This window comes from Streptomyces sp. NPDC059994 (assembly GCF_042737755.1).
Lineage (GTDB): Bacteria > Actinomycetota > Actinomycetes > Streptomycetales > Streptomycetaceae > Streptomyces.
In genome coordinates this window covers 1-19,661 of sequence record NZ_JBHWUR010000041.1, presented here as the reverse complement: position 1 = coordinate 19,661, position 19,661 = coordinate 1, and the positions used below count along the sequence as shown (strand labels likewise).

Here is a 19,661-nt window from a genome sequence, read left to right as displayed (position 1 = left end):
GGCAGGTCTAGTCGTCGTCCTCGGGCACGACCGTGACGGTCACGCCGAATTCTTCCCGCAGGTTGACCACGAATTCGAGGCGCCCCCGGTCCGGAATGATCAGGTGCCACCAGTCGCTGCCGGTCGGGTCCTTGACCGGGAGGGGCAGGGTGGCGATCCGGCGGAAGTCGTCGTCAACGACGGACACCTTTTCGTGGAACAGGTCGTACCCATCGAGCCGACGGAGTTCCCGGTCGTTCAGTGCGATCTCCAGGGCGTCCCTGACCTGCAAGTCGTAGAAGTACTCGTACAGGGAATCGTCGTAGCCGCTCTCGCACATCGCGACGAACCTTCGCCACAAACCCAGATCCACTGCGGCTTGATGGACCCTGGTCCTCTCGTATTCGAGCTGGATCTCTACGTACCTGTCCAAGAACTGTCGGCTGAGGCTCAGTGCAATCTCACTTCCTAGGCTGCCGGGTGGGTGCCTTGATGATCTCAATGGCCCCCACCCGCCAGGTCTGATACTAGACGACCGTGAGGTAAGTCGCCCAGGCTACGGGATGAGCTTTCCTGGAGTCGTCTTCATCTGCTCTCGCCAGTATGCAGGCCCATAATCGGGACGAAAGAACGTTGAAATCGTTCCACTGTTGTTCCTGATGCCGAAGTATCCCGTTTTTGGGTCGAATCGGAAGAGGCTACCGCCGTCCGTGACGTAATCACCGGACCTTGGTGGTCCGGAGAGGAATTTGCTCGCCGCCTTTTTGTAGTCATTGAACCCGGTGTTCCCGTTGAACTCATCCATATCCGGCCTGGGTGGGCGTTCCCCCGGCTTGGGGAACTTGAATTTTCCATTTCTGTTGAGGTCGACACCAAAAGCGTGCTTCAACCAGTGGTTGAGCGCGGACCGTGCCGAGTTGAATTCTGGCCCACACTCCGCATTATGGACGAGAATGGGCGTCTTTCCTGCCAACACGTAATACGTGTGGAGGCCGTCCACGGTGAAGTTGTATGTGCGTGCATGCCTGATGTAGCTCCGATTCGACTGGACGCGGACAGTGCTCCGGTCAGGGCTTAGCAGAAACGTGCCAGGCGTAAGCGCGCTTGCTTTCAGCCAGCGGTGAGCCGTTGAGCTCCAGAAAGGGTGCTCGTACGTGGCGGAGAGCTTCTGTAGCCCCCCAGGTGTCGCCAGCGTGAGTTCGTTGAATCTCTTGTCGGATTCACTGATGATCAATCGGGTGACTCTGCGCTGGGTCGTTGTACCTGTGAGGGGTGCGGTGGCGAGGACTTCATCTCCTTCACGGATATCCTCGATGCTCTTCGTGGAACGGTCTGCCATCAGCACCTTGGTGCTGGCCAGGAAGCAATTGGTGCAGTTCGGGCCGACCTCGTCGTGCGACTGGCCTTCGGCGTCGTCGACTGTGCGCAAAAGCTTGGCAACGAACATCAGTTTGTTCTTGAACGCGAGTTGTTGTGCCAAGTCCCCGCAGGCCCAAAGATCGTAGTCCGCGCAGCTCACCATCGAGCTCATGTGCAACGCGTAGTTCGCGTATCCATACAGCTTGTTCATGGCAGCCTCGAAGGCCGGTGCCATGGAAAGGATCTCGCAGGCTATTTCGTTGTGCTGGCACCAGCGGCCGGGGTTGTCGCGTGCTTCCTGGCAGCCGACGAATCCGCACCGGTACTGCTCCCGGGCGTCAGCTCCCGGATCCTGCGCGGCCTTCCTCCGCGCTTCCTCTTCGGCCCGCATTTTGGTCACGGCCGTGTTGAAGGCGTCTTTGGCCGCCTTGGCCGCAGCGTCGGCGTCCTTGCCCGCAGCGGTCGCAGAGGCCCGGGCGTCATCGGCAGCGGCCCACGCCGTCGAAGCGGAGAAGTGTGCCGATGCCGCCGACAACTGTGCCTGGTCGGCCGAAGCAGCCGCCTCGTTGGCGGCGTCTTGGGCGTTGTTGGCGGCATTGCGGGCAGTCTTCGCGGAGGCTGCTGCCTGGGTCGCCGAGGCTTCCGCCGCCAGGGCGGACTTGGCGGCGCGGTCAGCGTAGTCATCGGCCTCGCGTTTCTTTGCCGCGGCCTCCTTGGCTGCCTTGTCTGCTTCAGTGGATGCCTTGCGTGCGAAGAACGCGGCATAGCGCGCTTCGGCGGCGTTCTGCTGAGCCGTGGCGGCCACCTTGGACGCTTCGGCGATGAGCTGCTGGACCTGCGAGACGTGGGTCGCGGCGAGAAGGTCCTGCTGCTGGGCCTTGTACTGCCCGACCTGGACGAAAGCGTGCAGTTGTCGAGCCGGTCCCTCCAAGGCGATCCGGGCCTCCGCCTTGACCTGAGGGCCTCCGCTGTCGAACAGCTGGGCAGTGCGGACGCGTTCGTCCTCGGTCTGGGCCGTGTACTGGGCGGTGCTGATGAACTCGCGGTATTTATCGAGACTCGCCGAGTCGAGTGCGGCTCGCCCTGCCTCGGCCACTCCGCGGCCGCCCTTGTCGATGATCTGGGCGATGTGGACACGTAGGTCCGGGGCGGATACCTCGTACTGACCATTCGCCAGGAACGCGGTGATCTGTGCAGCGTCTCCCTTGAGGGCTGCCTCCGCGGCGGTGCGTACCGAGCTGAGGGGGCTTTCCACGGCCAGCTCTTCGACACGGTCGCGGTCGTCTTGCCGGGTGGCTTCCAGCCGGCCGGTGCGCACGTAGTCGGCGACTGCCTGGCTCGTGCCGGCGAGCGCCGACTCAGCGGCGGCCTGGCTCCATGGCGGACCTGTCTTCAGTGTCAGCAGGGCGAGCTTGCGGCCCTTGGCGTCGACCGAGGCGGGGTCTGACCCGGGCTGGGACACCTCGGCGGCCAGACGGTCGGCCTCGGCTTGGAGGTCCCTGCTCTGCTGGGCTGCCTTGGCCTTGTTCTTCTGATCGAACTCGTCCTTGGCCGTCAGGTCCTGGGCACGCGCGATGCTCTCGTTCGTACGGGTGGTGAGGGCTTCTGCTTCGACCTGGCGAGCCAGGTCATGGGTGGCCTGAGCCTTGGCGGCAGCGTTGCTCGCTGCGTCTGCAGCTTCCGTGGCGGCTTTGGCGCGGGCTTCGGACTGGGTCGCGGCGGTATCGGCCTCACCGGCATGAGTGGCCGCGTTGTCGGCAGCCTCAGCCGCTTTCTCCGCGTGGCCGGCGGCGGAATTGGCCGCATCCCGCGATTCGCCTGCAGCGGTTGCCGCCTTCCGCGCCAGTGACTCGGCTGCGAGAGCCGCGCGGTTCGCTTCCCTGGCATGCCTGCGAGCTGCGGCTGCGGCCTCGCGGGCCTCGGCGGCGCGGCCGTCTGCCTGGTCGACGTAGCTGCTGGCCTCTTCAGCGGCCGTGGCGGCATCGTTGGCGTTGCCACCGGCACTCAGGGCTGCGACTGCGGCGTCTCCCGCCGCGGTGGCAGCGACGCTGGCTTGGTTGGCTGCGTCCGCTGCCAGATGAGCACCCTTGGCGGCGGTCCGCGCCCCCTCGGCTGCCTGCCGTGCTGCCGATGCCTTGCCCTTGTCCAAGGCGGCGGCAGCGGCCGCGCTCTGAGCTCTGGACGCTGCCTGGGCGGCGCCTGCGGCGGCAGCTGCGGCTTGGGAAGCAGCGTTGGCCGCTGTGCGAGCCGAGTTGTTGGCGGCGCGGGCCGCGTCGATCGCCTGCTGCGCAGCGGTCGCGGCCTGATTGGCGGCCGTGGCCGCCTCCTTGGCCTTCGCAGCTGCTGTGTCGGCGTCGTTCTTGGCGAGTGCCGTCTCGGCCGCTGCCTTCTCGGCGTCCTTCTTGGCCTGCTTCGAAGCGGTGACAGCACGTGCCGACGCGTCCTTGGCGGCCTCGGTCTCCGCTGCGGCCTGACGGCCTGCCTCGCGGGCCTGGGCCGCGAGTTGCGCCACCGTGGCGTACTCCTGGTCCCGTGACCGCGCCACGTACTGGCCGGCCTGGAGGAACTCCCTGATGTCTTCCGGCGTTCCGTTCAGCGCGATGCGGCCCGCGGCCACCACATTGGGGCCGCCGGTGCTGAGGATCTGGGCCAGCTCGACCCGGTCATCCTGATCGCGCTGGGAGTACTGACCTTGTTCCAGGAAGGCGTTGACGTCCTCCGGCGTGCCATTGAGTGCTTTGCGACCGGCCTCTTGGACCCCGCGGCTCCCCGAGTTGATGGCCTGGGCCACCCGGACTCGCTGGTCCTGCTCAAGGGGTGCCTTCCAGCCATCCTTCAGGAAGGCCTTGAGCTCCTCGGGAGTGCCCCCGAGGGCCTTGAGAGCTGCTTCCTGAACCCCCCGTCCGCCGACGTTGATGAGTTGGCCTGCTGCGACGCGGTTGTCAGCGAACTCTTCTTTGTCCTTGACTTGTTCAAGGAAGTGATTGACCTCGGAGTCACTACCGAGCAGTGCGGCTTCCGCCGCGGCCTTCATTCCGGTCCCGCCGGTCTTCCACAGCTCCAGGACCTGTCCTCGAGCTGTGGGAGTGATGGCCCCGGGGACTGTCTCAGCTGCTACCGATTCCGCCGCTTTGGCTGATTCGGATCCCAGGACGCCCGCCATCAAAAGTGTGGACAACAGGCATAGGCCCAGCGCGCGTAGCACGCTCGGTTCCCCTCGCGTCGCGTCCTTCCAGCCCGCTCTTCGTTTCAAAGTGACACTCACCTCGGTTTCTGGCATGGCCAGCTGCCGAATTTCGGCTTCGAGAGCTTAGCTGTCGTCTTCGCATCGCCTTCGCCGAGCCTTACTCCTTGGCGGAATGGAGGGCAAGGTTGGCTTGAATGCCTGGGGAGACTGCATCGTGCCGGACGGAGTGGAATCCTCCGGTAATTGCCGTGAGTGCGACCTTGTGAAGTGCCTGTGAATCACGTCACGTTGACGCCCTGTGCTGGGCGCCGGATATTGGGGCTCGGGGATTAACGTGAATAGTTGTGCGTGGGGGACGCGGCTTGAAGTCACCCATGCCCGGAAGGATGTCGGTGACTTCTCTTATTCGTAAGGTAATTATGGCCGGAAGTGCCATTGCGCTGGGGTCGGTTATTGGTATTCCTGCCCTGGCCTCGGCCGACTCCTCAACCGCGCCTGCTGTGACAGTCAGCACAAGCGATCTTCCCCCTACGGGGGTTGAGGACTTCATGTACCCCGGCGCGGCCGGGATCGAGGCGGACAGGAAGATCACGCTGATCAAGGGGGATGGCCACATCGTGCTCGCTGATTCCTGTGACGGTTCACCGCAGCAGATCAAGGTGTGGACGCGGAACAATGACAGCAAGGATGTCTGCTTCCATGTCATCGGCAAGAGCGGCTACCTGGCCATGAAGATCCCCGAGGTCTGGGCTGTGGAGACGAAGGATCATCCCGTCACCGCCGACCTGACGGCCGATGGTGGCAAGACGCATCAGACCGTCGATGTGGAGCCCGGTCACTTCAAGACTGTTGGTGAGGGGACGGGTTCTCGACCGACAGCCCTTCTTGAGCTCCGGGCGACTGGCTGAAATGGCGGAATCCTGCGCCCGGTCGCCGGGCACAGGAAGGCTGAGTTCGTCCGGAGCCTACGGATAGTTGTAGGCCGCAGGGTTGAGCGTTTCGACGAGAAAGACGAAGATGACTGACAGACGTTCGCGCTGGGCTGGGGTCACCGGCTTGTGTGCTGCCGTTGTTGTTGCCGGAACAATTATGAGCCCGCATGCTGAGGCAGTGGTTGGGAGTCCCGTCGATGGCGGTGCGTACTCCTTCGCTGTCAAGATTCACATCGGTGACGGTCAGCGCACGTGCTCCGGCGCTTTGGTGGATCCGCAGTGGGTGCTCACTGCGGCGAGTTGCTTTGCGGACAATCCGCAGCAAGGGTTCGATATCCCTGCCGGCGCACCGAAGATGAAAGCCAGGGTGACCCAGGAGGGCGGCAGTCCCCGGCCGATCCTCAACGTCGAGGGAACGGTTGCCGAGCTGGTTCCCGCCAAGGGACGTGACCTGGTGATGGCCAGGATGTACACGGGAATCATCAACGGGGGTGGCAAGTACACCGGGTTTGAGCCGGCGCTCCGCCACGGCGAGGGCGCCGCCCCCATCCGGCTCGCTACCGCAGCCCCGGTGGACGGCGAGTCGCTGCGAGTGATCGGCTTCGGCCGGACGAAGGACGAGTGGGTGCCCGAGAGCGCTCACGCCGGTTCCTTCACGGTGGGCTCCACCGACGGCACGACCTTCACCATGGACAAGGAGAGCGGAACCGAGGCCAGTCTCTGCAAGGGTGACGCCGGTGCACCGGCCTTCCGTGAGAAGGACGGCAAGGTCGAGTTGGTGGGGATCAACAGCCGCTCTTGGCAGGGTGGTTGCCTCGGTGAGAGCGAGACCCGCACCGGGGCCCTTGAGACCCGGGTCGACGACATGAACGATTGGGTCCAGAAGACCCGCCAGCGCCCCAAGCTTCCGACCCTCAGCACTTTGACGACGACTGGGGACTTCAACCGTGACGGCCGTACGGACGCAGCGGTGGTGTTCGACGACGGTTCGCTCAACGTGTTCTATGCCAACGCGAACGGCAACCTGGAGTACGGGCGCCCGCTGTGGCGGTGGGACTTCAGTTGGGGGTCGATCAAGCGCATTGTCGCTGGCGACTACAACGGCGATGGCCTGTCCGACATCGCGGCTGTCGCCGGTGACGGGGCATTGAAGCTCTACCTTGGCAGGCCGGATGGCGGTCTTTCCGACGGGAAGCAGATGTGGCCGGACACCTCGTGGAAGGGCGTGCTCCACGTTGCCCGCTACAAGGCGAACGGCTCGACTCGTGATGGACTGATCGGTGTGTCGGGCGACGGCTCGCTGTACTCGTACACCACGAACTCCGATGGTGTTCTCAGCGGGCAGAGGCGTCAGATGTGGCGTGACAGCACGTGGAAGCCGACGAAGCAGATCGCCACGGGCGACTTCAACGGCGACGGACGCGACGACGTCGCCGCCATCGCCAGCGACGGCGGACTGCGGGGATACCATGGCAACGCTCAGGGACTGTTCGACGACGGTGTTTCCCTGTGGCCCGACACGTCGTGGGGCAGTACGAACGCCCTCCTGGGCGGAGACGTCGATGGGGATGGGAAGTCCGACCTGGTGGCACTGTGGACCGGGTCGCAGGCGCTGAAGCTCTACAAGGGGACCGGCAAGTCCGCCTTCGTGGACGGGGTCTCGTTGTGGCGGCAGGCCTCTTGACCTCTTCGCTCCTCTGAGGCGAAACGAGTGGGCCGCACTCCATCAAGAGTGCGGCCCATTCGTATACCCCGGACTCAGAGAGGTCCGAAAAGGTCAGAACAGCAGGCGGTACGTGTTCCAGCCGCCGTTGCCGATCTTCACGCGGGACTCGAACGGGTCCCGGGCGTTGCCGTTGCCGGAGTACCGCCACAGGCTGCCGTCGTTGCCGCGGGCGATGAGGTCGGTCTTGCCGTCGTAGTCGACGTCGCCGGTGGAGACGAGGGTGTTGTAGGTGTTCCACCCACCACCGATCTTGGTGCGGCCCTCGAACGGGGCCTTGTAGTTGCCCGTTCCCTTGTAGAGCCACAGGTTGCCGGAGCCGTCGCGGGCGACGATGTCGGCCTTGCCGTCGCCGGTCAGGTCGCCGTTGCCGGCGATCTGGTTGTACTGGCCCCAGCCGCCGCCGACCTTGTAGCGGGACGTCAGCGAGCCGTTGCCGTAGTTGAGGTAGATGTACAGGTTGCCGCTGCCGTCGCGGGCGAGGAGGTCGCCTGCGGCCGCACCGCCGAGGTTGCCCACCGACCAGATGTGGTTGTAGGTGTTCCAACCGCCGCCCACGAGCTGGGGCGACTGGCCCCAGTTCAGGTAGCCCAGGTTGCCGTCGGCGCCCCGGAACCAGATGCCGGTCGAGCCGCCGCCGTTGCCGTCGTTGTCGACCTGGACGACGTCCCGGTCGGTCGTGAAGCCCTGCCCGAGTCGCTTACGGTCACCGAGGCCGCCTTTGCCGTCCAGGCCGTAGCCGTACTGGACGCCGTCGGGCGCGATGCCGTACAGGCCGAACTGCGAAGGAGCCGCGGAGGCCGCGCCGGAGCGCAGCGAGGCGGGAGCCTTGACCGTCGCGGCGGCGGAGCCGGCCGACTTGGCGGGGTTCTCCGCCGCGACGGCGGAAGCCCCCGTCGCGACGAGCGCCGCGGTGATCGCCGCGGCGGCGAGGCGCGAGGCTATGCGGCCGCGCGTACGGCCAGAAGTCTTGGCCACGTATTTCTCCATGGAGTTGTTGAGACATGGCGCGCCTCACGAAGTGCGGCCCGCCACAGGATCAACGAGATCGTTTCACGGCTTTCTCACATCTTCCAAACAGGTTTGTGCGGGAATCGCTACGGCCGGTTGGCGGCGTGCCCGCAGACGCCGAAGGGCCGCACCGCCGAAGCGGTACGGCCCTCCGTCACCTCAGGTCAGGGACCCGACGGTCGATCAGAAGAACAGCCGGTACGTGTTCCAGCCGCTCGTGCCGATCTTCGCACGGCCCTGGAACGGGTCCGCGGCGTTGCCGGTGCCCTTGTACAGGTACAGCGCGCCCGCAGCGTCGCGGCCGATGAGGTCGGCCTTGCCGTCGAGGTCGATGTCGCCCGCGGCGAAGATGGTGTTGTAGGTGTTCCACCCACCACCGATCTTCGTGCGGCCCTCGAAGGGCGCCTTGTAGTTGCCGGTGCCCTTGTAGAGCCACAGCGTGCCGTCGCCGCCGCGCGCCACGATGTCGGCCTTGCCGTCACCGGTCAGGTCGCCGTTGCCCGCGAGCTGGGTGTACTGACCCCAGCCGCCGCCCACGGTGTAGCGGGACGTCATCTTGCCGTCGCCGTAGCCCAGGTACAGGTACAGGTACAGCGTGCCGGACGAGTCGCGGCCCAGGAGGTCACCGGCACCGGCGCCGCCCAGGTTGCCCGGGGAGAGCAGGGCGTTGTACGTGTTCCAGCCACCCCCGACCTTCCACGGCTGGGAGCCGTCGGCCGCGGCGTAGGACAGGTTGCCGTTGTAGTCGGCCTCCCAGGCGCCGTCCGTGAGGTTGTCGGCGTTCTGGTCGACCTGGCCGACCCACTTGAGACCGTTCCAGCCCGAGTCGTACTTCTGCCGGGACTCAAGGCCGCCGTTGCCGTCCGGCGCGTAGTAGTACAGGTCGCCGGCCTTGTCGACGGCGTTGAGGCCGAACACCGGAGCGTCGCCCACATTGGACGCCTGCGCCTTGGCCAGCGCGCCCTTGGCCGGCTTGGCCGCCGGAGCCTTGAACGGCTTCGCCGAGGGGTTGTCGGCGGCGAACGCGGAGGCGCCCGTGCCGACGAGGGCGGCGGTAACCGCCGCGGCAGCGAGACGGGAAGCTATCCGTCCACGCTTACGGCCAGAGATCTTGGCCACGTATGTCTCCATTGGTCGTGATTGAGACGTGGTGCGGCTCGGGTGTCGAGTCGCGTCACGAGTTCAGCGGAATCGTTTCACGACTCCTTTACCTGTCAACCCGCTTCGCGACAAAGGGGATCAAGACAACAGCTATTTCTCGCCCCTTGTTCATGTGCCGTATCCCAAAAACGCCCAAAAGGGCCGCATTGTCCCTAAGGGAATGCGGCCCTCCTGTTATCTGCCCTACAGAGCGGACGTCAGAACAGCAGCCGGTACGTGTTCCAGCCGCCGTTGCCTATCTTGACGCGCGGCTTGTACGGCGCCGCCGCGCTGCCCGTGCCCTTGTACAGCCACAGCGCGCCCGCGGCGTCGCGCCCGAGCAGGTCGGTGGTGCCGTCGAGGTCCACGTCGCCCGAGGAGACGAGGGCGTTGAAGATGTTCCAGCCGCCGCCGATCTTGACCCGGCCCTCGAACGGCGCCTTGTAGTCGCCTGTGCCCTTGTAGAGCCACAGCGTGCCGTCGCCGCCGCGCGCCACGATGTCGGCCTTGCCGTCACCCGTGAGGTCGCCGTTGCCCGCGAGCGCCGTGTACTGGCCCCAGCCGCCGCCGACCTTGTAGCGCGAGGTCAGCTTGCCGTCGCCGTACCCCAGGTACAGCCACAGCGTGCCCGAGGAGTCGCGGCCCAGGAGGTCGCCGGCGCCCGCGCCGCCCAGGTTGCCCGGGGAGAGCAGCGTGTTGTAGATGTTCCAGCCGCCGCCGACCGTGGTGTTCTCCAGCTCGACGTACGGCTCGTACGTCATCGTGCCCTTGGTGTCCCACTTCCAGATGCCGTCCGCGACGCCGTCGGCGTCGTTGTCGACCTGGGCGCCGTTCTTGAGGCCGCCCTGGCCCTCGTCGAGCTGCATCCGGTCCGAGAAGCCGCCCTCGTAGTCCGGCAGATAGGCGTAGCTGTTGCCGGAGCGGTCCACGCCGATCAGCGGGAAGACCGGGTAGGCGCCGTTGGGGTCGTCCGCCTTCGTGACGCCGTGCTTGGCGCCCTTCGCCGCGGCGTGCGCGGCGGCCTTGGCGGCGGCGGCCTTCACCGACGCCTTGGCGGACGGAGTCGGGTTGTCGGCCGCGAACGCCGAGGCGCCGGTGCCGACGAGGGCGGCGGCAGCCGCCACGGCAGCGAGACGGACGGCGGCTCTCCGCCCACGCGTACGGCCAGAAGTCTTGGCCACGTATCTCTCCATAGAGTCGATGAGCCATGACGCGGCGCCGGGCACGCCTGTGAACCGTGCGCCGGGACACGTCACGCGATCATCGAGATCCTTACACAACTCCTTTACCTGTCAACCTGTTTGAGTGCGGAACAGCGACAAAGGGCGGACGTGGGGGCAACGGAAAGGGCCGCACCCCCGTTCCCGGGAGTGCGGCCCGTTCGTATCCGCAGGTCACGCTCGGAACAGATCAGAAGAACAGGCGGTACGTGTTCCAGCCGCTCGTCCCGATGTTCTTGCGCCCGGCGAACGGCGCCGCCGCGTTGCCCGTGCCCGAGTAGCGCCACAGGGAGCCGTCGTTGCCGCGCGCGACGAGGTCGGTCGTGCCGTCCAGGTCCAGGTCACCCATCGAGAACAGGGCGTTGTACGTGTTCCAGCCGCCGCCGATCTTGGTGCGGCCCTCGAACGGGGCCTTGTAGTTGCCCGTTCCCTTGTAGAGCCACAGCGTGCCCGAGGCGTCGCGGGCGACGATGTCGGCCTTGCCGTCGCCGGTCAGGTCGCCGTTGCCCGCGATCTGGTTGTACGCGTTCCAGCCGCCGCCGACCTTGTAGCGGGTCGCCAGCTTGCCGGTGCCGTAGCCCAGGTACACGTACAGGGCGCCGGTGGTGTCACGGGCGAGCAGGTCGCCGGCCGCGGCGCCGCCCAGGTTGCCGGGGGAGACCAGCAGGTTGTACGTGTTCCAGCCGCCGCCCACGGTCCACGGCTCGGTGGCGTCGTCCGCGGCGTAGTACATCGTGCCGTTCTTGTCCCACTCCCACCAGCCGTCGGCGTACCCGTCGGCGTCGTGGTCTACCTGGGTCGTCCACTTGATGGCGTCCCAGCCCGTGTCGATCTTGGCGCGCGGGCTGAGGGCGCCGCCGCCGTCGCGGATGTAGCCGTAGAGCGTGTTGGCGCGGTCCGCGGCGAACAGGTCGAACTGGGGGGCCTCGGGGCTGGGCGCCGAGGTCATCGCGCCGGACCGGGCGAGCGACGGCGCCGACGGCGCCGGGGTGGCGGCGGTGAACGGCTTCGGCGGACTGACCGCGGCGACCGCGGTCGCACCGGTGCCGACGAGGGCGGCGGCGGCCACGGCGGCGCCGATCCGGGCGGCTATCCGGCTCCGCTTGCTGCCGGAAGTCCCAGACGTCCCAGAGGGCTCGGAAGTTCCGGAGGTCCCGGAATCCTTGGCCAGATTCTTGGCCACGTAGTTCTCCATGATCCATGAGGCTCAGATGCGACGTGGCGCGCCTCAGCAGACGAGACGCGCCACGGGTTTCACCGGAATCTTGCCATGACTCCTTTACATGTCAATCGGCTTGAGGTAAAAGCGGCCAACTCGATACGACCGCACGCCCGCTGGGGCCGTCAGCGCAGCAGCTCGATCTCCGCCAGCGTCGCCGGTCCGCCCGTCGGCACCAGCCGGTAGTGCCCGTACGAGCCGGGCCTGGCCACGCCGAACACCCGGGTCTGCTTGTCCCAGGCGAACGACTCACCGGACCGCTTGTCCAGATCGACCCACTTCGTCCCGTCCGAAGACCCTTGGAGGGCCCACCCCTTGGGGGCCTTCGCGCGGTCCGAGGACGTCAGGGTGTACTGCACCGCGCGCGTGGCCGACGCCACCGGCAGCTCGACGGAGTCGAACGTGCCCGCCGTCGCCGAGGTGTCGTCGAACAGCGGGCCACTGCCCGAGATCGCGTCGGCCGGCGGCGTGGGCACCTTGTCGTCGTGCGTGATCGACACCGGCGCCGCCTTCTCGCCCGTGCCCCAGGCCGACGGACGCGGCCCCATCGCGAAGTCCAGCGTGCCGCCCCGGGCCAGCAGGGAGTGGGGGAGCGCGGTGGAGTTCCAGGCCTTGCCGTTCACCTTGAGCGACTGGACGTAGAGGTTGCGGGAGCTGTTCTTCGGCGCCTTGACCACGAGGTCGCGGCCGTTCTCCAGGTGCACCGTCGTCTTGGTGAACTGGGGCGAGCCGATGGCGTACTCGCCGCTGCCCATGACCAGCGGATAGAACCCGAGAGCGGAGAACAGGTACCAGGCCGACTGCTCGCCGTTGTCCTCGTCGCCGTGGTAGCCCTGGCCGATCTCGCTGCCCGTGTAGAGGCGGTTCATGACCTCGCGGACCTTCTCCTGCGTCTTCCAGGGCTGCCCGGCCGCGTCGTACATGTACGTCACGTGGTGGCCGACCTGGTTGGAGTGGCCGTACATGCCCATCCGGACGTCACGCGCCTCGGTCATCTCGTGGATGACGCTGCCGTACGAACCGGCGAAGTCGGGTGAGGCCGTCTCCGGGGTCGCGAAGAACGCGTCGAGCTTCTTCGCCAGACCGGCGCGCCCGCCGTAGAGGTTGGCGAGACCGCGCGAGTCCTGCGGGGCGGTGAACGCGTAGCCCCAGCCGTTGGTCTCGGTGTAGTCGTACCCCCAGACCCGCGGGTCGTACGTGTCGCTCGGCACCCGCCGGTCGCCCTTGGCGTCGCGGCCCTGGAAGAAGCCGGGCGCACCGGCCCCGGCGCTCGCCGCCTTCGGGTCGAAGAGCTTCACGTAGTTCCGGGCGCGGCCGAGGAAGTACGCCGACTCCTCCTTGTAGCGGGACTTGCCGGTCTTCTTGTAGAGCGCCTCGCCCATCTTCGCCAGGCCGTAGTCGTTGAGGTAGCCCTCAAGCGACCAGGACAGGCCCTCGTGCGTGGAGGTCGGGGTGTAGCCGAGGAAGGGCGAGGTGTCCATGCCCTTGCGGCCGACCCCCGCGGCCGGCGGGGCGACGGTCGCGTTCTTCAGCGCGGCCTCGTAGGCGGCCTCGCCGTCGAACTTCACGCCCTTCACATACGCGTCGGCGAACGCCACGTCCGAGCTGGTCCCGGTCATCAGGTCCGCGTAGCCGGGCGAGGACCACCGCGAGATCCAGCCGCCGTCCTTGTACTGCTGGACGAACCCGTCGACCATCTCGCCGGCCCGCGCCGGGGTGAGCAGCGAGTACGCGGGCCACGTCGTCCGGTAGGTGTCCCAGAAGCCGTTGTTGACGTACACCTTGCCGTCGACGATCTTCGCGCCGGTGTGCGTCGGAGTGTCCTGGCCGGTCCCCGGGGTGAAGGGGCTGGCGTACTGGTTCTTGGAACCGGCCTTCTCGAAGCCGGAGTTCGGGTAGAGGTAGAGCCGGTACAGCGAGGAGTAGAGGGTCGTCAGCTGGTCGTGGCTCGCGCCCTCGACCTCGACCCGGCCCAGGATCCGGTCCCACGCCTGGCGCGCCCGGTCCCGTACGCGCTCGAAGGAGGTGCCCGCCGGGATCTCGGCGGCGAGGTTCGCCTTCGCCTGGTCCACGCTGATGAGTGAAGTGGCCAGCCGCAGGGTGACCGTGCGGTCCTTGCCGGGCTTCAGGCGCAGATAGCCGGTGACGTCCGCGCCGCCGCCCCCGGGCAGCTTGCCGCCCGCGGTGGCCGGCGCGTCGAAGACGCCGTACACGAAGAGCCGGGTGGCGCCCTGTGAGAGGCCGCTCTTGACGTCGGAGTAGCCGGTGAAGGAGGAGGCCGCCGGGTCCAGGGTGAGGCCGCCGTTGTTGTTGACGTTGTCGAGGAGCACGCTCGCGTCGTCACCGGGATAGGTGAACCGCATGGTCGCGGCGTGGTCGGTGGGCGCCATCTCGGCCTTGAGGCCGTTCTCGAAGGTGACGCCGTAGTAGTACGGCTTGGCGGTCTCGTTCTCGTGCCGGAACGGCACCGCGCGCGCGGTGCGCGAGGCGTCCGGGGTGCCGGCGGCCGTCGACGGCATCAGCTGGAAGGTCTGCCGGTCGCCCATCCAGGGGCTCGGCTCGTGGCTGGCGGAGAAGGCCTGGAGGGTGGGCAGGTTGTCCGCGTTGTTGCGCCGCGCGTAGTCGTACAGCCAGTCCTGCGAGCCCGCGTTGGTCACCGGGGTCCAGAAGTTGAACCCGTTGGGGACGGCCGTCGCCGGGAAGGTGTTGCCGCGCGAGAAGGAGCCGCTGGAGTTGGTTCCCCGGGTGGTGAGCGCGTAGTCGGCGAGGTGGGCCAGGGGCTTCTCCGGCTTCTTCGGGGCGAGCGCGAGGTCGTCGATCCAGCCCTGGAACTTCGCCGGGCCCTTGGGCGAGTCGTACGCCACCAGGATCCGGTCGGCAGTCTTGCCCGCGGCCACCGCCCCGATGCGCGAGGACACCTGGTTCCACTGGTTGACGTAGAGCGTCTTCGCCGCGCCCTGGCCCTGCGGGGTGAGCGCCCCGCCGTGCGAGTCGACGGCTTTGAGATCACTCAGATAGGTGCCGTCGGTGAAGGCGAGGTCGACCGACACGTTCGTGGCGGGGTAGCCGAGGTCGGTCTCCGGCATCGAAGGGAAGATCTTGTAGCCGAGCACGGTGTCCCGGCCGATGCGGGTGTCCACGTCGAAGATCTTGTTGTACGAGTAGGCCCGCCCGTCCGCCTTGTGCGTACCGGCGTAACGAAGGGCCCTCTTTCCGGTGAATCCCGCGTTGGCCTTGGCGGTGGGTGAACCGCCGGGCCCGCGGTCCGGCAGCGTCCGCATGTCCTCCGGAACCGGGGTGCTGGTGTCCCCGTTCGAGAACTGCACATCGGCCAGCTGGGTGATGTCGGCTCCGCCGTTGCGGGTGATCTCCAGACGGTAGTGCGCGTACGCCGTGGCGCCCGCGAAGTCGTACGTCCTGGTCTGGAAGCGCGAGGGGAACGTTTCACCCGAACGGGTGTCCAGCGTCGTCCAGGTGCTGCCGTCCGCCGAGCCCTTCAGCGTCCAGTCCTTGGGGTCGCGGGGCGCCGCGTCATTGGCCGAGGTCAGCGCGTAGGTGACGACCTTGACCGGGCTGTCGAGATCGAATTCCAGCCAGGCGGTCGGCTGGAAAGCGAGCCATTTGGTGCCCGGCTGGCCGTCGACGAGGTTCTCCTTCACCTCGCCCGAGCCGTCGTTCTCGGCGCTCGCCCGTACCGCCGTCACCTTGTCGGTGACACTGCCCGGTATGCCGCTGGTGAATCCGCCGTCGACGCCCGAGGCGCGTTTCTTGCCGTCCGGGCCCGTATCCACGGTATTGCGCCAGTCCGGCTGCGGCTGGCCGGTTTCGAACGAGGTGCGGAACGCCTGGCCGCCGGAGGCGGGTTGTGCCGAGGCCACCTGGGCCGACGCGGCCCACTGGGCCGTCACCACAAGCAGGAAGGAGGCCGCCGCGAGGGCGGCCGCCGGCCCTTGTCGGAGCCGGGATCTGGGCAGCATGGGGGGCCTTTCCATTGGCGGGCGCATGACACGGCCACGCCCGGCCGAGGCCCGTGCGCACCGGTCATACGATCTGGACAACGTTGTCAGAGAGAAAATGCAGGATCCAGTAGGAAGGCAAGTCGTAGGTGGTGTCAAGGGTGTTGAGGGCGAATGGCCTGGGCGTTCCGGCGCGCCGCGAGAGTGTCGCGGGGGTCCGGCCCACCGCGCTCCGCCATCAGATATCCAAGAGGTCTCAACTCGGGAAAGGATGCCGTCCAACCATGCTTTCGATCTTGCTCAGTTGACGGAAAGTGGACTATACCTGTCGGCGTCCGCTCCGCCGGGAGACCGGCGGGCTCGGGGGCCGGGGGACGTCGGGGAAGCAACGGCACGTCATCCTCCGCAAATCCGGCGTATCCGCTGCGTACCCTGCACTACCCAAGCTTCAGCACAACTGACCGCGGTGGCGGGGCCCTTCGCCTGCAGGCGATTTGGTACGGGCGACCGGTACACCGCCTGAGTCCTGGAGAAGGCGAGGACTTGAGCATGGGATCCACCTCCGCCCACGACAGCAATGAGGGCCTGGGCCGTCGCGATCTGATCAAGCGGTCCGCGGCGCTCGGTCTGATCACCGTTCCGGCGATGGGCTTCCTGTCCGCCTGCGCGAGCGGCGACAGCGGCAGCGACAAGAAGGTCGAGAAGGGCACCAAGTCCGACAAGAACCCGCTCGCGGTGAATGAGTCGGCCCCCCTCGACGTCGTCATCTTCGACGGCGGTTTCGGCACCAAGTACGCCACCGACGCGAACGCCGTCTATGAGAAGGCGTTCCCGAAGGCGAAGATCAGTTTCCACAAGACCCAGAAGATCCAGTCGGAGCTCCAGCCCAAGTTCAACGGCGGCACCCCGCCGGACCTGATCGACAACTCGGGCGCCGAGCAGATGGACATGGGCGTGCTGGTCGGAAAGAGCCAGCTCACCGATCTGACCCCGCTCCTGGACGCGCCGTCCATCGACGACCCGGGCAAGAAGGTCCGCGACACGCTGCGGCCCGGCATCGTCGAGATGGGCCAGTTCGACGGCGACCCGGTGTGGGTCTTCTACTACGCGTACACGGTCTACGGCGTCTGGTACTCGCAGACCGCGCTCGACAAGCTCGACGCGAAGTACCCGGAGACCTGGGACGAGATGCTCGCCCTGTGCGAGAAGGCCAAGAAGCAGGGCATCGCGGGCTGGACGTACCCGGGCAAGTACCCGTACTACCTGCCGTTCTCGCTCTACCCCTTCATCGCCAAGATCGGCGGCAAGGAGGTCCTCGACTCCATCGACAACCTGGAGCCGAAGGCCTGGGAGCACCCGGCGGTCAAGGCCGCGTTCGAGGCGTACTACGAGCTCTACAAGAAGGGCTACATCCTCCAGGGCACCCCGGGCATGACCCATATCCAGTCGCAGACCGCCTGGACCAAGGGGCAGGCGCTGTTCATCCCGAACGGCTCCTGGGTGGAGAACGAGGCCGCTCCCACCACGCCCAAGGACTTCAAGATGATGGTGGGCGCGCCCTCCAGCCTGGACGGCAGCGACAAGATGCCGTTCGGCACCATCTGGGCGTCCGGCGGCGAACCGTTCATCGTCCCGGCCAAGGCGAAGAACCCGACCGGCGGCATGGAGCAGCTGCGCATCATGCTCAGCGAGGCCTCCTCGAAGAACTTCACCACCCAGGTGAAGTCGCTCTCCGCCTTCAACGGCGGCACCGACGGCCTGTCCCTGTCGACGGCCCTGCAGTCCGGTGTCGACGCGCTGAAGAAGGCCGGCACCAACGTCGTCAACCCGCGGCTCCAGGACTGGTACGTAAAGCTCCAGAAGGAGCAGATCGGTGTCGCCGGTCTCGGTGAGATGATGGCCGGCCGCGCCACCCCGGCCGAAACCATCAAGAAGATCCAGGGTTACGCCGACAAGGCCGCCCAGGACCAGAACATCAAGCACTACAAGCACAAGAAGTAGCGGCAGTGGTCAAGCGTCACCAGCGGCGGCACCCGCTAGAAGATCGGGGTCGGTAACCATGCAACACGGCAAGTACCGGTTCATCGTGGGATTTCTGGTACTCCCACTGGCGTTGTACTCACTCTTCGTCATCTGGCCGTTCATCCAGTCCATCTACTACTCGTTCACGGACTGGACCGGTCTGAGCCCGGACTTCAAGATGGTCGGCTTCGACAACTACAAGCGGATGTTCGACGACGACATCTTCTGGAAGTCGTTGCAGCACAGTCTGCTGTTCGTCCTGCTGCTTCCGCTGGTGACGCTGGGTCTCGCGCTGTTCTTCGCCTTCATGCTCAATGTCGGGGGGCGGCGCCGAAAGGGCGCCGCCATTACCGGAGTGCGCGGCTCCGGCTTCTACAAAATCGCGTACTTCTTTCCGCAGGTGCTCTCGATCGCGATCGTCGCCCTGCTCTTCCAGTTCGCGTACAACCCCAACAACGGCGTGATCAACTCCGCGCTCAAGGGGGTCGGTCTCGGAAGCGTCCAGCCGAACTGGCTCGGCGACCCGGATCTGGCGCTGTACTGCGTGATGGCCGTGCTCGTCTGGTCCACGGTCGGATTCTTCGTCGTCCTGTTCTCGGCCGGGATGGCGTCGATCCCCAGGGACTTCTACGAGGCGGCGCTGCTCGACGGGGCCAGCCGCTTCACCACGTTCTTCAGGATCACGCTGCCGCTGCTCTGGGACACCGTGCAGTCCGGCTGGGTCTACATGGGCATCCTCGCCCTCGGCGCCGAGGCGTTCGCCTCCGTGCAGATCATGACGGTGGGCCCGGGCGGCCCCGACTACTCGACCACGGTCCTGCCGCTCTACGTCTATCAGTCGGCGTTCCGCGACGGTCAGGCCGGATACGCGACCACGATCGGTGTCGCGCTGCTCGTCGTCACGCTGCTGTTCGCGGCGGTCGTGATGCGACTGGGCCGGCGCGAGCGGCTGGAGTTCTCATGACCACTGACACCTCACCCGCCGACCTCGCCGAGGAGCGCCCGCCCGTGGCCAAGCAGGCGGCGCCCGCGAAGAAGGAGAAGAAGAGCGAGGGCGTCGTCCTCAACGTCTTCTCGCACGGCGTGCTCGTCCTCTGGGCGTTCATGGTCGTCATCCCGCTGCTCTGGGCGGTGATGGCGTCCTTCAAGGACGACAACTCGATCCTGTCCACTCCCTGGGCGCTCCCTGACAAGCTGCACTTCGACAACTGGTCGCGGGCCTGGACCCAGGCCCATATGAGCGACTACTTCGTCAACACCATCCTGGTGGTGGGCGGCTCACTCATCGGCACGCTGCTGCTCGGCTCGATGGCCGCGTACGTACTGGCGCGCTTCGACTTCCCCGGGAACCGGTTCATCTACTACCTGTTCATCGGCGGGATGAGCTTCCCGATCATGCTGGCCCTGGTGCCGCTGTTCTACGTGATGAACAACCTGAGCCTGCTGAACACGACCCACGGCCTGATCCTGGTCTACATCGCGTACTCGCTGCCGTTCACGGTCTTCTTCCTCACCTCGTTCTTCCGGACGCTCCCCACCTCGGTCGCCGAGGCGGCGATGATCGACGGCGCCTCCCACACCCGTACGTTCTTCCAGGTGATGCTGCCGATGGCCCGTCCGGGTCTGATCAGCGTGGGCATCTTCAACTTCCTGGGGCAGTGGAACCAGTACATGCTGCCGACGGTCCTCAACACGGACCCGGACAAGCGGGTGCTCTCCCAGGGCCTGGTCGAGCTCGCGACCAGTCAGGGGTACAAGGGCGACTGGTCCGGCCTCATGGCGGGCCTGGTGATGGCGATGCTGCCGGTGCTCGCCGCGTACATCGTCTTCCAGCGCCAGGTCGTCGCGGGACTCACCGCGGGAGCGCTCAAATAGCGGTACATCACGCTCCGTATCCACCACGGGACCGCCCC

The 19,661-nt window shown here is 66.6% G+C and carries 11 protein-coding genes and 2 pseudogenes; 5 read left to right on the top strand and 8 right to left on the bottom strand.

The genetic code is table 11. From position 1 onward, the window contains the following. Positions 1 to 7: 7 nt before the first annotated feature. The 3 genes and pseudogenes from ACFWA7_RS21140 to ACFWA7_RS21130 all read right to left on the bottom strand — a co-directional run. Positions 8 to 319 (bottom strand): hypothetical protein, encoded by a 312-nt coding sequence (locus tag ACFWA7_RS21140; protein ID WP_385539295.1) that lies wholly within the window; start codon positions 317 to 319, stop codon positions 8 to 10. 216 nt (positions 320 to 535) lie between these two features. Beyond that, positions 536 to 1,291, bottom strand: a pseudogene (locus ACFWA7_RS21135) (polymorphic toxin-type HINT domain-containing protein); the annotation flags it as partial. Positions 1,292 to 2,224: 933 nt separating this feature from the next. Next, a pseudogene (locus tag ACFWA7_RS21130) lies at positions 2,225 to 4,501 on the bottom strand (ALF repeat-containing protein); the annotation flags it as partial. Positions 4,502 to 4,917: 416 nt separating this feature from the next. Here ACFWA7_RS21130 and ACFWA7_RS21125 point away from each other — a divergent pair. Both ACFWA7_RS21125 and ACFWA7_RS21120 read left to right on the top strand, forming a co-directional pair. Then, positions 4,918 to 5,433 (top strand): hypothetical protein, encoded by a 516-nt coding sequence (locus ACFWA7_RS21125; protein ID WP_385539294.1) that lies wholly within the window; start codon positions 4,918 to 4,920, stop codon positions 5,431 to 5,433. Between the two features lie 109 nt (positions 5,434 to 5,542). After that, a complete protein-coding gene (locus ACFWA7_RS21120; RefSeq protein ID WP_385824534.1) occupies positions 5,543 to 7,141 on the top strand; it encodes an FG-GAP-like repeat-containing protein in 1,599 nt (532 codons plus the stop codon). A 93-nt stretch (positions 7,142 to 7,234) separates the two neighbouring features. Here ACFWA7_RS21120 and ACFWA7_RS21115 read toward each other — a convergent pair whose 3' ends face one another. The 5 genes from ACFWA7_RS21115 to ACFWA7_RS21095 all read right to left on the bottom strand — a co-directional run bounded on the left by ACFWA7_RS21115 (position 7,235) and on the right by ACFWA7_RS21095 (position 15,747). Next, positions 7,235 to 8,158: an FG-GAP-like repeat-containing protein gene (locus ACFWA7_RS21115; RefSeq protein ID WP_385824532.1), complete on the bottom strand. Its 924-nt coding sequence runs from the start codon at positions 8,156 to 8,158 to the stop codon at positions 7,235 to 7,237. Positions 8,159 to 8,374: 216 nt separating this feature from the next. Then, positions 8,375 to 9,310 (bottom strand): FG-GAP repeat domain-containing protein, encoded by a 936-nt coding sequence (locus tag ACFWA7_RS21110; RefSeq protein ID WP_385824530.1) that lies wholly within the window; start codon positions 9,308 to 9,310, stop codon positions 8,375 to 8,377. 239 nt (positions 9,311 to 9,549) lie between these two features. After that, the gene (locus ACFWA7_RS21105) at positions 9,550 to 10,512 is read right to left on the bottom strand and encodes an FG-GAP repeat domain-containing protein (RefSeq protein ID WP_385539286.1); all 963 of its coding nucleotides are present in this window, start codon (positions 10,510 to 10,512) and stop codon (positions 9,550 to 9,552) included. 229 nt (positions 10,513 to 10,741) lie between these two features. Next, positions 10,742 to 11,746 carry an FG-GAP repeat domain-containing protein gene (locus tag ACFWA7_RS21100; protein ID WP_385539284.1) on the bottom strand — a complete coding sequence of 335 codons (1,005 nt, stop codon included), beginning with the start codon at positions 11,744 to 11,746 and terminating at the stop codon, positions 10,742 to 10,744. Positions 11,747 to 11,895: 149 nt separating this feature from the next. Beyond that, entirely contained in the window at positions 11,896 to 15,747 is a 3,852-nt protein-coding gene (locus tag ACFWA7_RS21095; RefSeq protein ID WP_385539282.1) for a GH92 family glycosyl hydrolase, read from the bottom strand. A 528-nt stretch (positions 15,748 to 16,275) separates the two neighbouring features. Here ACFWA7_RS21095 and ngcE point away from each other — a divergent pair. Genes ngcE through ACFWA7_RS21080 form a run of 3 tightly spaced genes read left to right on the top strand, consistent with a single transcriptional unit; the run spans position 16,276 to position 19,623 of the window. Further along, complete coding sequence (ngcE, locus tag ACFWA7_RS21090) at positions 16,276 to 17,727, top strand: N-acetylglucosamine/diacetylchitobiose ABC transporter substrate-binding protein (RefSeq protein WP_385539281.1); 1,452 nt, start codon at positions 16,276 to 16,278, stop codon at positions 17,725 to 17,727. A gap of 58 nt (positions 17,728 to 17,785) precedes the next feature. Further along, positions 17,786 to 18,712, top strand: a complete 927-nt coding sequence (locus tag ACFWA7_RS21085; RefSeq protein WP_385539279.1) for a carbohydrate ABC transporter permease — start codon at positions 17,786 to 17,788, stop codon at positions 18,710 to 18,712. Then, positions 18,709 to 19,623, top strand: a complete 915-nt coding sequence (locus ACFWA7_RS21080) for a carbohydrate ABC transporter permease (RefSeq protein WP_385539278.1) — start codon at positions 18,709 to 18,711, stop codon at positions 19,621 to 19,623. The genes ACFWA7_RS21085 and ACFWA7_RS21080 overlap by 4 nt, the downstream gene beginning before the upstream one ends. Positions 19,624 to 19,661 lie beyond the last annotated feature (38 nt).

Excerpts from the sequence above, each read along its gene's own strand:
- ACFWA7_RS21140 (WP_385539295.1), bottom strand. The coding sequence starts at position 319 with ATGTGCGAGAGCGGCTACGACGATTCCCTGTACGAGTACTTCTACGAC.
- ACFWA7_RS21120 (WP_385824534.1), top strand. The coding sequence starts at position 5,543 with ATGACTGACAGACGTTCGCGCTGGGCTGGGGTCACCGGCTTGTGTGCT.
- ACFWA7_RS21100 (WP_385539284.1), bottom strand. The coding sequence starts at position 11,746 with ATGGAGAACTACGTGGCCAAGAATCTGGCCAAGGATTCCGGGACCTCC.
- ACFWA7_RS21095 (WP_385539282.1), bottom strand. The coding sequence starts at position 15,747 with ATGCTGCCCAGATCCCGGCTCCGACAAGGGCCGGCGGCCGCCCTCGCG.
- ngcE (WP_385539281.1), top strand. The coding sequence starts at position 16,276 with ATGGGATCCACCTCCGCCCACGACAGCAATGAGGGCCTGGGCCGTCGC.
- ACFWA7_RS21085 (WP_385539279.1), top strand. The coding sequence starts at position 17,786 with ATGCAACACGGCAAGTACCGGTTCATCGTGGGATTTCTGGTACTCCCA.
- ACFWA7_RS21080 (WP_385539278.1), top strand. The coding sequence starts at position 18,709 with ATGACCACTGACACCTCACCCGCCGACCTCGCCGAGGAGCGCCCGCCC.